Source organism: Algoriphagus alkaliphilus (assembly GCF_900103735.1).
Lineage (GTDB): Bacteria > Bacteroidota > Bacteroidia > Cytophagales > Cyclobacteriaceae > Algoriphagus > Algoriphagus alkaliphilus.
The window spans coordinates 38542-53102 of the sequence record NZ_FMXE01000017.1; the positions used below are offsets into that span (position 1 = coordinate 38542).

The following is a 14561-nucleotide window of genomic DNA, read 5'->3' on the forward strand; positions in this document are numbered from 1 at the left end:
CAATTAGATTGTAGTTGCATCAATTTGATCATACTCTGAATGAGTACCTATAAAACGAATTTCTACCAACTCATCTTCGAAATCTACTTCAATAATTATTCGATATTTATTTCCAACAATTTTAAACCTCGCTCTATTCCCTTTTATGATTTTAGCTGTAGGAAAACTCTCCAATATATCTTGGTTTTTTTTCCAATTGGCATTTTCTACAACCGCCTTCCATGTAGACAAGCTTTTTCCTGAATCAGAATGCTTTTTGGAAAATTTTATCAGACGGTTTAAGTAAAGAATTACCATATTGGAATAGCCGTTAACAAAAATAAAAAAAAGTTGGTGTTTGACCAACTTTTAGTAATTCAAATATGTAATGTGTTGCCACTACTTCTTTATTATTTCCACTTCTTAATAAACCCCAGAAGATCATCATATCCCCGACTCCAAGTCCAAAAGAACTGCGTAATCATAGGGATGTGCTTTTTTTGGGGATAGATTTCCAACTTGACGTCCAGATTTTTTTCCTCCACCACTTTCATAAATCTCCCTCTTCCCGCCTGAATACTAGGATAGGTTTCTTCTCCCTCCAAAATCAACATCGAAATCTGCCCAGGCCCCAAATGGAATATCGGTGAAGACTGCTTCCAAATCTCAGGATCTTCGGTAAACGCATTCAGATATTTGCGCCCTTCCCCGTCTTTGGTTTCCACGAGATAGGTGTACATATCCAAACCCGCCGGGTCGATTAAAACAGCACCTTTTAGTGGGTTTTCTTTCCCCAAACTTTCAAAATCGGAATTCTTCACTGCTACCAAGGCGGCCAAATGCCCTCCGGCAGAATGTCCGGAAACAAAAAGCTGTTTGGGATTCCCACCATATTTTTGGATGTTTTCTGATGTCCAAATTACTGCCTGAGTTGCTGCTGTTTCCATAGCCGGAACTTTAAACGTGGGATTCAAAGGATAATCCACAATTACAGCTACCACTCCCCTTCTCGCCAATCTATTTCCTAAAAAGCTATACATCTCCTTTTTACCGCTTTTCCAACTTCCACCATAATAGAAGATCAGAACAGGAAGATTTTCAGCTTTTCTGGGGGCAAAAATATTAAGCTGCTTTTCCGGCAGATTTATTTCTGAATTCGACTGCAAGTAGGAAATGTTTTTGCTTCGATTCACGGATTTGAATGCGCATCCAGGAGTGGAAAAGCAAAGGCCAAGAATAACCAAACGGATAATGAATTGCATAAAAGAATTAGATGTATTTACTAAATCCAAGAATAGCAGATAAGTTTAAAAGAAACGAAACAAAAACTGCTATTGGATTAACCCGAAAAGAATCATGAATAAATGAAAGGTATTTTTATTCTAAAAAACCAACAACCCATGCTCTCGGAGGATCTCCCAAACCTCGGATTCGAGCATTTGCTCAAAATCTCCCAATTCGGTCTCGTAGTGTTCACGGATAGGTTTCAAAGTATTCAGCGGCTGTTCGTAGCTGACTTTGGCCAAAAGCCAACACACCCACTCTCCCAACTCAATCGGGAGCTCGACAGCGAAGTCCTCTTTTTTTCCGGAGAAAATCAGTTCACAAAACCCTTCCTCTGCCTCCATCAGTTCCGGTTGAGCGCCGATCCAGATGATGCGGTTTTGGTCTTTGAAGGCCGGGAAATCTTCTCCCTGAACCTGCTTTTCGATGTAGTTTTTGGGGATGGTGGTTTGCGGGATTTTGATATCAAACCATTCTTTAAGCGGAATATCAAAGCCAACTCCATGCATGTAATTGAACAGGGATTTTCGCAGTCCCTCAGAAAAAAGTGCATGATCCACTCCAACCGGATCTTCAAAATCCAGCTCGTTGTTGGCAAAAGCACCTTCCCCCAAATCGGTGCGCTTCACCCCAAAAGCCTTGGGATCCAATCCCACAGGACTGTGTGCAGTCATAGCAAAACGATGCCAAAAACCCGATTGCAACACGCCAGCCTCAAACAGCTGCCGCACCATTTCCATGGAGTCGATCGTCTCCTGCGCAGTCTGTGTTGGATAGCCGTACATCAGATAAGCATGTACCATAATACCCGATTGGGTAAAATGATTCGTCACCTGAGCGACTTGGGCCACTGTTACCCCTTTTTTGATCAGTGCCAAAAGCCGATCAGAAGCGACCTCCAAGCCACCGGAAACTGCAATGCAGCCTGAGGCACGAAGCAAACGGCAAAGATCAGCGGTAAAACTACTCTCAAAGCGGATATTCGTCCACCATACGACGACCAAACCCCGTCTCAAAATCTCAATCGCCAAATCCCGCATCAACGCAGGAGGTGCTGCCTCATCCACGAAATGAAATCCATTTGTACCGGTTTGAGCCATGATTTCTTCTATCCGATCGCATAGAATGGACGCATTAATCGGTTCATAGCGGCCGATGTAATCGAGCGAAATATCACAAAAGGTGCATTTGCCCCAGTAGCAACCATGCGCCAGGGTCAACTTATTCCAACGCCCGTCGCTCCACAGGCGGTGCATGGGATTGGCCACTTCGATTACCGAGAGGTACTCCCGCAGCTTCAAGTCGCTGTAATCCGGCGTACCCACTTCCCGCTGGGGGAGGTCTTTTACTGCTGAATTGTTGAGGAATTTAACTTCGCCATCTATTCGGACAAAGGTTCGTTTCAGCTCATTCAGCAATCTTTTCCCATCCAAATAATCCAGCAAAAGCTGAATCGGAGCCTCGCCATCATCCAAAGTGATGAAGTCGATGTAATCGAAAACCCTGGGTTCTTTCAGAGAACGAAGTTCTGTATTAGGGTAGCCTCCACCCATCCAGATGTTGATGATGGGATGGTTTTGTTGGAGGTATTGTCCGCATTTAAGTGCTCCATAGAGATTGCCCGGAAATGGGACAGAAAAGGCCACCGACTCGGGTTGGAAGGTCTGAATTTTCTCTTCCAAAAGCTCAAGCAACATCGAATCGATCAAACTCAGAGGTTGGTTCAATGCCTCATCCATTTCGTCAAAAGTCTTGGCCGACATGCCTAGTCGCTCGGCATAGCGACTGAATCCAAAATGTGGATCAACCGCCTCAGTGATCAAATCGCCGATATCTTCGAGGTAAAGCGTCGCCAAGTACCGTGCTTTGTCCCGCACTCCCAGTGTCCCAAATGCCCACTCCAGATCGTCCAACTGTTCAAAACGGCTGGCTTCGGGCAGAAAATTGCCTTCAGAAATGTGATAGGCAAGCGTCGGATTTTTGTCCTGAAGAAAATCAATCACCGTCCCGATTGTCTGCAAGTAGGAAGCTTTCATCCTCAGAATTCGAGCGGAATTCTCTGATAGCTCCTCGACTTTTTCACCTGCAATTTCAAAAACTTGATTCAGCCCCTTTTTGGAAAAAAGTCTCAGAATCACTTCTATTCCAAGATCCGCTTGACGGGAAGGTACCTGGATGGTATTCAGAAAACCCTTGATGTAAGCAGTCGCCGGATAAGGCGTATTGAGTTGGGTAAAAGGCGGGGTGATGAAAAGGACTTTGGTTGACAAGCGCGCAGAAATTTAACTGGTTCAAAGGTCGTATTTATTCACCGCAGGGGCGCAAGGAACGCAAAGATAATTTTAAAAAAAGCGCTAATGGTTTTTAGAAAATCAGGGTTGATTAGCGGTCTTAGCTATTAAAAAAATCACCACATAGTAACATAGGAGGCGCATAGTTTATCATTACTCAAGGTCTTTCGCTATGATTTCTATGTGACTATGTGGTTTTCAAGAAAGGCATTTCTGAGTAGTTCAACTCTTGTAAAAAATCTATTCTTTGCGAACCTTCGTGTTCTTAGCGGTTAAAAAATCCTCGCATGATTTGCTCCTCAGCGGTGAAAATAAAAGATATTTGTACCTATGAGCAACAACGACGTCCTCCGAACCCTTCGCTATACCTTTCACTACCATGATCACAAAATGGCCGAAATTTTCAATTTGGGGGGAAAATCTGTTTTTGCGGAGGAGGTCAACCATTGGCTCAAAAAAGAGGACGAGCCCGAATTTGCCAAGCTCCAAGACAAGGACTTGGCTGCTTTTCTCAATGGGCTGATCATCCTGAAACGCGGTCCAAAAGATGACTCCACCCCGGTTGCAGAGAAAACGCTGGACAACAATGCTATCCTGAGAAAGCTGAAAATCGCCCTCGACATGAAGGATGAGGATATGCTGGAAGTTTTCGGTTTGAGGGGATTCAAACTCAGCAAGCATGAATTGAGTGCTTTTTTCCGAAAACCAAGCCAAGCCCAATACCGGGAATGCAAGGATCAAATTCTTCGCAATTTCCTGCAGGGCTTGCAGTTGAAGTTTAGGCCAACAGCATAGAAATTCCTTTTTTCGGCCTAAATTCAACTCGATCTGAATCAGTCTCCACGCCTACTACTTATTCATGAATACTTCACCCGAACACGATGCGCGAATGGCAAAAATGACTTTTGCCTCGGTCTACCCGCACTATGTCAACAAAGTGGAAAGAAAAGGTCGGACAAAGGCGGAATTACATCAGGTCATAACTTGGCTCACGGGTTTTGATGACCAGAAACTGCAGGAACTGATTAGCCAAAAAGCAACTTTTGAAACCTTCTTTGGTGCTGCAAATTTGAACCCAAACGCGCATCTGATTACCGGAGCGATCTGCGGTTATCGCATAGAAGAAATTGAAACTCCCCTGACCAAACAAGTGCGGTATCTGGATAAGTTGGTGGATGAACTGGCAAAAGGGAGAAAAATGGAGAAAATTCTGCGGGAGTCTTAATTCAATTCACTTATCCCACCGATTCCAATTTTGCCATTGCCGGTAGCCTCATTTGAGGATGTCGACTGCGTGTTTGTTTGCAATCTTCCCAACTTGCCATGAAGGGTTGGACTCGATTTTTAGGCTTCGACAGCTTTATCCTTATAGTATGCTTTCGATCAGGATTGAGAAATTTTTCCCAAATTTTGAACTTTCAGTCTTTTCACTAGTCAAAGTACTCAGTCCGGTAAAGTGGGCTTCATTGGCTGAATTAAACAGGACCGCCTCCTTTTTATCAAAAAATATCCGCTCAACCCATAATTCCAAGGACCAAGAAAAAAATCATTTTTTCCACCTTGATATTGAATAACTTATACTCACTTATAAAACCAGAAAACCATGGAACAACTCCGTAAAGAGGACATCCCTCAGGAAGCTTTTGACCTCTACGACTATTATTGCCACAACAAACTTGACCGAAGGACTTTTATGGAAAAGCTTTCAGTCTATGCCGTAGGCGGGATCACGCTCGCGGCTCTGATGAGCGCAATGATGCCGGATTACATTAATACCCGTACTGTGGAGCCTACAGATGAACGCTTGCAAAGCTCCGACTATGTCATGTATGACTCACCCAAAGGCGGAGGGCAAATGAAAGGTTTACTTTCCAAGCCCGCCGGAAAAGGAAAATTCCCTGGCATCGTGGTGGCACATGAAAACCGTGGACTTAACCCCTACATCGAAGACGTAGGAAGACGCTGCGCTGTGGACGGATTTATCTCCATCGCTCCGGATGCTTTGACACCATTGGGTGGCTACCCCGGAAATGACGACGAAGGTCGTGCCATGCAGTCCAAACTGGACCGAAACTCGATGTTGGAGGATTTTATTGCGGCTTACGAATACCTCAAAAATCATCCTGATTGCGATGGAAACGTCGGCGTGGTAGGTTTCTGCTTTGGAGGATGGATTGCCAATATGATGGCTGTGAAAATCCCTGATTTAGGAGCGGCTGTTCCTTTCTACGGAGGTCAGCCTGCCCTTGAAGATGTGCCAAAGATCAATGCACCGCTTTTGGTTATCTATGCTGAACTTGATGAACGGGTCAATGCAGGCTGGGCAGCATATGAGGAAGCACTCAAAGCAAACAATAAAAAATATGAAATGATCAACTACCCAGGTGTCAATCACGGATTTCACAACAACACCACGCCGCGGTTCGATGAGGCCGCCGCCAAACAGGCATGGGAAAAGACCATTGCATTTTTCAGAAAAAATCTAAACTGACAAAAGGGGGCCACGGCCTCCTTTTTGTTTCCAACTTTCAGGTAAAAGTGTGGTATTTTTAATCCCAAGAATAACCCTGAATCAGTTTTCTTCATCAGCATCATATTATTTGCTTCTTTTCCATTATTTCCGAATATTTGATAAGCCTTTATTCTAAATTCCGCATATTATGAAACAGATCATCCCATACACATCCTATCACGAGGCAATTGAGTCTTTTGACAACGGAGGGAAATTTTTTAACCTGTTCAGTCATGCACATGATGGTGTCGTCTCACCTGCCGAGCTGGGAAAAGTGGCAGGAGTAACCCATGACAAACAAGCCATAATTCTTTATTTGATGATGTCAATTTCCCGCTTGGACAATAAGTCGCGGGAGCGGATCTTGGCACGATTGAATTCGGAGCTTTTTGAATTTTACGAAAAATATCGCCCTGTACATTTGAGCTTGGATCAACTGCTCGAACTGGGCAAACCCGGTATCAGCTGCACCTTGGTGGGTACACCAAAGAAAGTCAGTTCATCCATCTCACTTGGGGCCACTATCATGGTTCCCGTGGTAGTTGGGGCAGTGACGGGTTTTTCGATAGTTCCGATTGAGAATTCCTACGAAGTCTATGAAATGTGCTCCGAGGAAAGTGGCGCGGTAGTGATGGTGGCGCATGACAACGAAAAAGAATCGCTCCCCGAGCGCAAATTGAGAATCGGAGGTATGCTAACTTCCCTAAATCATTTCGGAGAAGGTGATCAAGCCCAAAAGGTTTTTTTAGAAGCTCAATTTTATATGGAAGAAGACTAGATTCCGATCTTTTTCAAAAACAATCTCAACTTGGACCAACTGCTGATTGACCAACAAGGCTTTTCTATTTCAAAGGAAGAATTTCTCATCCGCTTGGTAATTGCCATCGGAATCGGATCGGTGATTGGTCTGGAGCGTCAATTCAGAGCCATAAAGGAGAATTCCCATGGATTCGCGGGCATTCGAACCTTTATCTTTTTGGTTTTATTGGGATTCATCGCAGCTCTGTTTTATTACCTCTTTTCTCCATGGATCTATGTAGCACTTTTTATCGGGGTCAGTTTGCTTGTTTCGGCTACTTATTGGATTTCGGCAAACCAAGGCGACCGTGGTTCCACCACCGAATTCAGTTCTTTGTTGGCATTTGTATTGGGTTCGATGACATTCATCGGTCTGATCGAAATCAGTCTGATGATCACCGTTGTGATTGTGGTGGTACTTTCCTCAAAGTTTCGGATTAATGCGATCGTGGGAATGATCACAGCGGAGGAGATGTACGATTTCATCCGCTTTGTTGTCATTGCCTTGTTGATTTTCCCGTTTTTGCCCGATGAGACTTACGGTCCATACGAGGTATTAAATCCACGGGAGATTGGATGGGTTATACTTCTTACCTCAGGACTCGGCTTGGTCGGGTATATTTTAACCAAATTTCTTGGTGCAAATAAAGGCATCTTATTGGGGGGAATTGTCGGAGGGCTTGTTTCGAGTACCGCAGTGACCTGGATCTATGCCAATAAAAGCAGGGAAAATGAAAATCTGTCCTCTAGTTGTGCTACTGCCATCTTAGCAGCTTCGTCGATCATGTTTGTGCGAGTATTGATTTGGACATTTATCTTCAACCAAGTACTGTTTAATCGACTGCTCCCAGCCATAGGCCTCATCCTTTTATCCGCCATCGGGATTACGCTATACATTTATCTAAGGCATCAGTCCAAAAAAATAGAAGCAAACGAAATGCCTCCCTCTAAGCCTCTTGACTTGAAAGGAGCCATTGTGTTTGGATTGATTTACAGTTTGATTTTGCTCGTGGTAAGCTACGCAAATGAGAATCTGGGCGACAGCGGAACTTTGATTTCCAGTGCTGTGGCAGGTTTCTCAGACATCGACGCGATTACAATTTCCATTTCCAAACTGACCGGAATCAAACTGGATTTGGGAATAGGATTCAATGCTATTTTGCTTGCGGCAATTTCAAACACCCTGGTGAAAATGGGCATTGGAATCTATGCGGGAAGTAGAGCTCTTCGAAAAAATCTCCTGCTTGGGTACGGGACAATGATTATCACCACTTTGGTTTTATTAATTTTGATCAGCTAATAAAATCTAAAAATTATGTTTCATGGAATCGATACCATCATTTTGCGGGTGAGTGATTTTCAAAAATCCGGGGCGTGGTTCAAAGAAAAACTTGGCTTAAATCCAGTCTATGAAAATCCGGAAATGCGGTTGATCGTACTTGATACAGGGAGTGTCACCAGTGTCACGCTTTGGCAAACTGACGAGCCCATTATCATCAATTCAAAAACCGCCTCCTACCCAATATTTAGGACTGAGAATGCCGGGCAATCCAGAACTGAACTTATTCAAAAGGGAGTAAAAACCACCGAGCTGATCACCGATTCCTTTGTTACCTATTTCCAGTTTTTTGATCCTGACGGCAATGTGCTTGAGGCCTGTCAGGTACATCCTTAATGCTTTATGATCAACTACAGAACGTTGCTTTTGTCCATTCTTTCTTTGGTGGCCTTTTCTTGTCAAAGTAAAGAGCCCATACCTGACCAACCAAGTTCAGAGCTTCTCACCGAATCTTATCTTGCCTGGAATGGAGACTCTTTGCCTGCCTATCCAAGCGGAAAGCCAAAAATTTCCATTGTCAAAGTGACAATACCTCCACACTCAGAATTGCCTCACCATTATCATCCTGTTATCAATGCCGGAATCCTGCTAACCGGCGAGTTGACTGTAGTGGATGTCAAAGGAAATGTACTTGAAATGAAGGCCGGAGATCCCATCATTGAAGTGGTGAATACGATTCATTATGGAAAAAATAACGGAGACATCCCAGCAGAGATTGTAGTCTTCTACGCGGGAGCGGAAGGAATGGAAATCGTCGTAAAAGAATCCAATTCGAATTAAAACCTTTATTTTCGACCTATTCCAATCTTCTTAGCCATGCCATTACACAAAACCACATTTCAGTTTATCAGCGAACCCGGAGATGTCAATTTCGGGGGGAAAGTTCATGGAGGCTCCGTGATGAAATGGATCGATCAGGCGGCCTATACCTGCGCAAGAACCTGGGCAGAAAGTTACTGCGTGACGGTCTATGTGGGTGGCATTCGTTTTTACAAGCCCATCAGCATTGGCGAATTGATCAAAATCGACTGTCAGGTGATTTTGACCGGAAGCTCCAGCGTACACATCATGGTGGAAGTATATTCGAGGGCTTTTTCCCAGAAGAAGTTTGAGAAAAAGACGCATTGCATCATCATTTTTGTGGCTGTGGATGAAAATGGCGAACCCAAAAAAGTGAAGCCTTGGGTGCCCAAGACCGAACAGGAAAAGAAACTCGAGGAATACGCAGAAAAGCTGAAAAAGCTCCGTGGGGAAATCCATGAAGAAATGCGCCCTTTTTTTAATGAGTAGCATTTCTTAAAGATTTATGATCCAGAGGTCCTGTAGTGTCCCAGCATGAATTCAAAAATGAACTTGCCCCACATTCGATTGTAAGGAAAAATAACCTAAGGAACCTGCCTAACAATGCTATTTTCGTTCCACAAAACAATCACCCCAAATTTCCGATTTAAACCCAATGACTGACCTTCAAATCGCCACTTGCGTAAAACCACTCCATATTAAAGAAATAGGCTCCAAACTGAATATTGCCGAAGATGACCTTGAGTATTATGGAAAGTACAAAGCTAAACTCCCTTCCCATTTAATTGATGAATCCAGGATTGCCCAAGGTAGTCTGATATTGGTCACCGCCATTTCACCGACTCCCGCAGGGGAAGGAAAAACCACTACCACGATTGGCTTGGTAGATGCGATGAATAAAATCGGAAAAAAGACCACAGCTGTATTGCGTGAACCAAGTCTCGGACCGGTGTTTGGAATGAAAGGAGGAGCAGCGGGCGGGGGTTGGAGTCAGGTCATACCGATGGAGGACATCAACCTCCATTTTACCGGGGATTTCCATGCAATCGAAAAGGCAAACAACCTGCTTTCGGCACTAATTGACAATAACATTCAAAGTAAAAAGAGAAGTCTGAATATCGATCCACGTAAGGTCCTCTGGAAGCGTGCGATGGATATGAATGACCGGGCGCTGCGCAATATTATCACTGGCTTGGGCGGTAATTCGGGGGGAATACTACGAGAAACCGGTTTCAATATCACAGCTGCAAGTGAAGTGATGGCAATCCTCTGCATGAGCAAAAGTCTCGATGATCTCAAAGCCAGATTCGGGAGGATCTATCTGGGCGATAAATTCGATGGCAGTCCGGTTTTTGCACATGACTTGCATGCAGAAGGGGCGATGGCAACTTTGATGAAAGAAGCAATCAAACCCAACCTCGTTCAAACACTGGAGAATAATCCTGCCATCCTACACGGTGGACCATTTGCAAATATCGCTCAGGGTACCAATTCGATTCTCGCGACCAAAACCGGGATGAGTTTAAGTGATTTTGTGGTAACAGAAGCAGGATTTGGCTCAGACCTCGGAGCAGAGAAATTTTTCAACATCAAGTGCCGGGAAGCAGGAATCTCTCCGAAGGCAGTGGTATTGGTAGCCACGATCCGCGCGCTCAAGTACCATGGGGGAAAACCCTTGGCGGAATTGACCCAGGAGGATGTTGCGACTTTGGAAAAAGGCTTTGCAAACCTTGAAAGACATATCGAAAGTTTGAAGAGTTTTGGCTTGCCTGTTGTCGTCTCCATCAATGCATTCACCACCGATACGGAAGCTGAGCTGGATAGCTTGCTCAATCACTGCAAACACTTGGGGGTGCGGGCAGCCTTGAGCTTCGGTTGGGCCAAAGGTGGTGAAGGCTGTATAGACTTAGCCCACTTGGTCGCGGAAGCTGCTGAAGAAACTCTGGCAGAATTTAATCCAACTTATGAATTGTCTGATCCGATTCTTACCAAAATCGAAAAAGTATGCCGGACCATTTATGGCACTAGGAATGTTATTTTGACCAATCCTGCCAAAGCACAACTCAACCGTTTTGAGGAATTAGGCTTTGGAAATCTTCCGATTTGCATCGCTAAAACTCAGAAAAGTCTGAGCGATGATGAGAAGAAAATCGGGCGGCCGGAAAATTTTGATATCAAAATTCGGGAGTTTGAAATTGCAGCCGGTGCTGGATTCATCATTCCGATCGCTGGAGATATGTTGCGCATGCCTGGACTGCCCGGAACTCCCTCATCCGAAAATGTCGACATCGATTCGGAAGGGAATATTTCCGGTCTTTTTTGATGCTCATAAACTAGGCAAACACCTTAGGGATTTAAAATCCAATATTCCTTATGATTAAGTCGGATTGAAAATCCTATAACAAATCCTCGGGATTTGGAATCCCGAGGTTCGCCGTTCTTCAGGATTTGCAAACCTGAAGCACTGTTTGGGGATTTGTAATCCCATTGTTAGTAGACGGATTTGAAATCCTATAACACTACCTCGGAATTGCAAATCCCGAGGAACGTCCCGAGTAACACAAATGAAATTATAAGGAATTATCCAAATTGGCTTAATTCTAATCTACCTTTTCGTGTCCCAAATAAGTCACCCGCACTGCTATGGAGATATTCTTCCTCTTTCTCCACAATATTAGCCCTGACAGGATTCAAATGAATGTAATTTAATTTCTGCTCGAAAAATTTAAGAGTATAAATTTCCTCTCCATGATATCCTTCTTCCCAAAACCAAATTTTTTCTTCAAAAGTCAGTAACATCTTTAACCAATGCTTTCTGCTTTCAAGAGGATTATCACAGATTGCCTTGAATATTATTTTGGCAGTATACTTTTTAAAGTCCCTGATGATGTCACTTAAGTTTTCATTTTTAGCCCTTAGAATTAAATGGGAATGGTTACTCATAATAACCCAAGCAAAAATTTCCAATCCCTTCTTTTCTTGACAATATCTCAGACTGTCGATAAATAGATCACAATAAGTCGATCTTGTAAAAACATCAACCCATCTTCTTACGGTAAATGTTACAAAGTGAACAGCTCCTTGATCTTTGATAGAATACTCAAAAGCCATAATGAAAAAGATTAAGTTAAAATCAATTTAAGTTAAAGAAAAAAATCGGATTAGAAATCCTGTGTTCTTCAGGATTTGCAATCCTGAAGCCCTGTTGGGGAATTTGTAATTCCCATATTGATAAGTCGGATTGAAAATCCTATAACACTACCTCGGGATTGCAAATCCCGAGGAACCCGTAGACCTGCCAGGTTTCAAAACCTAGCAGGTCTTTAAAGTAAAATTGACATCTACTCCAATCCCTTCACTTTCTCCAAAAACAAGCCCTCCACATAAAACTGCCAATCAGAAAACTTCAGGGCCTGATTGGCTAAGTGTACATGGTGGTCCTGATCCAAAATGTAGTCGGCAGGTTTATTCAATTGTCGAGTTTTGCCATAAACTTCTTCCACTTTGGATTGGATAGAAGCCCACTCCTCTTCCATTCCAGCCAGTTTGGCCTGAGCCTGAGTTCGCTTCTCTCCACTTGGCTCGTCCAATTCTGCCAGCGTCAAAATAGCCCGATTGGAAAACTGAACCACCTGAGCCACCTGCTCATATACTTCAAGTTGATACGTATTGCGAAGAGCGGATTTTTTTGCCGATTGGATTTGCCGTAAAACTTCATCGACCTGAAGCCTGCTTGCCTCAGCTTTGGCAATTTTGTCTTGGTATTTTTGGCTCCAAGCCCCCGCAGAATCCAAATTGGGAAAGGGAATTACTGCCTGATCAATTGGATTTTCCAGTTTTCGGAGTCGATTTCGATCTTTTTTGATATCCAACAGCAGATTTTTCCAATCCGCCACAGATCCTTCCAGTGAATTGATAAATTCATATTCTGCAGATGCCAATGCAGGCCCATACGCTCTGTGACGATAAGCCTGATGGAGTTCATCGCTAGATCTTTTTTCCCCTGCCCAGGTGTATTCAGCAAAAATGGAAATCCCTCGCTGATACAACTCGAAATGTGGAGAATCATCATCCCATAGCGTCAGTAACAAGCCATCAGCCTTGTTCCGAATAGAGATCAAAGCAAAATCCCGAATGTTGTTGGTGTTACTTTGGTCCAGTGGCATGAGATTCCAGCGCGTTTGTCCTGCAGTGGCACCCATGACATTAAACCCATTATCCGAAAACCATTTGATCGCCCTTATATTTCCCGGAGATTCCGGCATGTCATAGTTCCAGCGCATGTACACACAGTTTTTGGGAAACATGTCAATGTATTTATTCAAATTGGGTTCATTAACATCCCAAATGCTGTCTACTTGCACAGCCGAAAGTTTACTATCATAAATGGAACGATATACGCCGGCATTTTGTAAAGGCATATCATCCCAGAAGATTGGAGTCAGACCTTTTTTCGCAGCATATTCGCTTACCCTATTAAGCCAGATCAATTGGAGTTCCAAGGGAGATTTTCCACTGCTTCTTCCCGTAGTATGTACTTCATCACCTCCGACATGGAGGTAATTGGCATAAGGAAATGCCCTCAGTGCATCTTCATAGAGGTCAAACTGTACTTTGTAAGTTTCCTCATTCAGGGGGTTAAAAGCCCAATCGCTTTTCGGATCATCACGCAATGGTTCGTACCCCTTGTGTTTCAGGATAAATGAAGCATGTCCCAAGCCCTGAACCAATGGACTGATCCGGATATTTCTCGCCATGGCATAGTCACTGATCGCTTTCCAGTCTTCAATTGAAAAAGCATCCGAGGCCCCGACTTTTGGCTGAAGTTCATATTTCAGCTTATCTTCGATTTCCACAATCACCGCATTGATCTTTTGCGCAGCAAAGCGATCCATCAGTTCGAAGTAGAATTCTTTTTTCTCCAAATGGTGCTTCACATCCAGATGAACGGCACGGTAAGCTAATGCGGGTTCATCAGCAATACTACATAGGGGAAGGAAAGCATTTTGGTCTTTTGCATCTTCAAGCAACTGACCCAAAGTCATCAGTCCATACCAAAGTCCGGCATTTGTTGATGCATTAATTTCTATTTTTTGCTCAGTAATCGAAAGAGAATAGCCTTCCGTTGGTAGCTGCATTCCAGAATCGAGCGTAAATGCAAAAATTTTATCCTGAAATTCAGACAGGAGTTTACCTGTTGTAAAATGATTTTTGGCACTTTGGAAACCGGATTCCAAATCTGGCCCCTTCAATTTTGACTCTCCGCTGATGGTGAAAGTTGTTGGACTTGGTAAAATCACAAATTGCGCCTTTGAATTTGTCTTTGGCTGACAAGCCAATAATACCAAAATGGAAAAGAATGAAAGCAAGATTGGAGATCGCATCGTTTGGGCTTGTTGAAAAGGTGATTTAAAGGCTTTTCTGAACAATATTTTGTTCTGACAAATGAAATTAATGGAAATCGGACTTTTACCCAAGTATTAAAAATTCGCATAGATATTGTATTGGGTAACCATCACAATTAGATTTTAAACCTGAAGCCAAAATTTCCTCACTT

The 14561-nt window shown here is 43.5% G+C and carries 14 protein-coding genes; 9 read left to right on the plus strand and 5 right to left on the minus strand.

Going from position 1 to position 14561, the window contains the following annotated elements; all coding sequences use genetic code 11:
• Positions 1 to 3 precede the first annotated feature (3 nt).
• From BLQ81_RS12595 to BLQ81_RS12605, 3 genes are all read right to left on the minus strand, one after another.
• On the minus strand, positions 4 to 297 hold the full coding sequence (locus BLQ81_RS12595) for a type II toxin-antitoxin system HigB family toxin (protein WP_092730532.1): 294 nt from the start codon (positions 295 to 297) through the stop codon (positions 4 to 6).
• A 92-nt stretch (positions 298 to 389) separates the two neighbouring features.
• Complete coding sequence (locus tag BLQ81_RS12600; RefSeq protein ID WP_245693258.1) at positions 390 to 1172, minus strand: alpha/beta hydrolase; 783 nt, start codon at positions 1170 to 1172, stop codon at positions 390 to 392.
• Positions 1173 to 1361: 189 nt separating this feature from the next.
• Complete coding sequence (locus BLQ81_RS12605; RefSeq protein WP_092730536.1) at positions 1362 to 3533, minus strand: B12-binding domain-containing radical SAM protein; 2172 nt, start codon at positions 3531 to 3533, stop codon at positions 1362 to 1364.
• A gap of 351 nt (positions 3534 to 3884) precedes the next feature.
• On the opposite strand from BLQ81_RS12605, the gene BLQ81_RS12610 reads away from it, so the two are divergent.
• The 9 genes from BLQ81_RS12610 (at position 3885) to BLQ81_RS12655 (ending at position 11327) form a co-directional block, all read left to right on the plus strand.
• Positions 3885 to 4349 carry a YehS family protein gene (locus BLQ81_RS12610; RefSeq protein WP_092730538.1) on the plus strand — a complete coding sequence of 155 codons (465 nt, stop codon included), beginning with the start codon at positions 3885 to 3887 and terminating at the stop codon, positions 4347 to 4349.
• A gap of 64 nt (positions 4350 to 4413) precedes the next feature.
• On the plus strand, positions 4414 to 4779 hold the full coding sequence (locus BLQ81_RS12615) for a DUF2200 domain-containing protein (protein WP_092730540.1): 366 nt from the start codon (positions 4414 to 4416) through the stop codon (positions 4777 to 4779).
• Between the two features lie 378 nt (positions 4780 to 5157).
• On the plus strand, positions 5158 to 6045 hold the full coding sequence (locus BLQ81_RS12625; protein WP_092730544.1) for a dienelactone hydrolase family protein: 888 nt from the start codon (positions 5158 to 5160) through the stop codon (positions 6043 to 6045).
• Between the two features lie 169 nt (positions 6046 to 6214).
• Complete coding sequence (locus BLQ81_RS22300; RefSeq protein ID WP_175454230.1) at positions 6215 to 6844, plus strand: hypothetical protein; 630 nt, start codon at positions 6215 to 6217, stop codon at positions 6842 to 6844.
• A 30-nt stretch (positions 6845 to 6874) separates the two neighbouring features.
• Positions 6875 to 8164, plus strand: coding sequence for an MgtC/SapB family protein (locus tag BLQ81_RS12635; protein ID WP_092730546.1), 1290 nt, complete (start codon positions 6875 to 6877; stop codon positions 8162 to 8164).
• A 15-nt stretch (positions 8165 to 8179) separates the two neighbouring features.
• Complete coding sequence (locus BLQ81_RS12640) at positions 8180 to 8539, plus strand: VOC family protein (RefSeq protein ID WP_092730548.1); 360 nt, start codon at positions 8180 to 8182, stop codon at positions 8537 to 8539.
• 6 nt (positions 8540 to 8545) lie between these two features.
• The gene (locus BLQ81_RS12645) at positions 8546 to 8983 is read left to right on the plus strand and encodes a cupin domain-containing protein (protein WP_092730550.1); all 438 of its coding nucleotides are present in this window, start codon (positions 8546 to 8548) and stop codon (positions 8981 to 8983) included.
• 36 nt (positions 8984 to 9019) lie between these two features.
• On the plus strand, positions 9020 to 9493 hold the full coding sequence (locus BLQ81_RS12650) for an acyl-CoA thioesterase (RefSeq protein ID WP_092730552.1): 474 nt from the start codon (positions 9020 to 9022) through the stop codon (positions 9491 to 9493).
• A 166-nt stretch (positions 9494 to 9659) separates the two neighbouring features.
• A complete protein-coding gene (locus BLQ81_RS12655; RefSeq protein ID WP_092730554.1) occupies positions 9660 to 11327 on the plus strand; it encodes a formate--tetrahydrofolate ligase in 1668 nt (555 codons plus the stop codon).
• Between the two features lie 257 nt (positions 11328 to 11584).
• Here the strand turns inward: BLQ81_RS12655 and BLQ81_RS12660 are convergent, their stop codons facing one another.
• Together BLQ81_RS12660 and BLQ81_RS12665 are read right to left on the minus strand one after the other, a co-directional pair.
• The gene (locus BLQ81_RS12660) at positions 11585 to 12115 is read right to left on the minus strand and encodes an REP-associated tyrosine transposase (protein WP_092730556.1); all 531 of its coding nucleotides are present in this window, start codon (positions 12113 to 12115) and stop codon (positions 11585 to 11587) included.
• A 230-nt stretch (positions 12116 to 12345) separates the two neighbouring features.
• The gene (locus BLQ81_RS12665; protein WP_092730633.1) at positions 12346 to 14388 is read right to left on the minus strand and encodes a family 20 glycosylhydrolase; all 2043 of its coding nucleotides are present in this window, start codon (positions 14386 to 14388) and stop codon (positions 12346 to 12348) included.
• Positions 14389 to 14561: the final 173 nt, after the last annotated feature.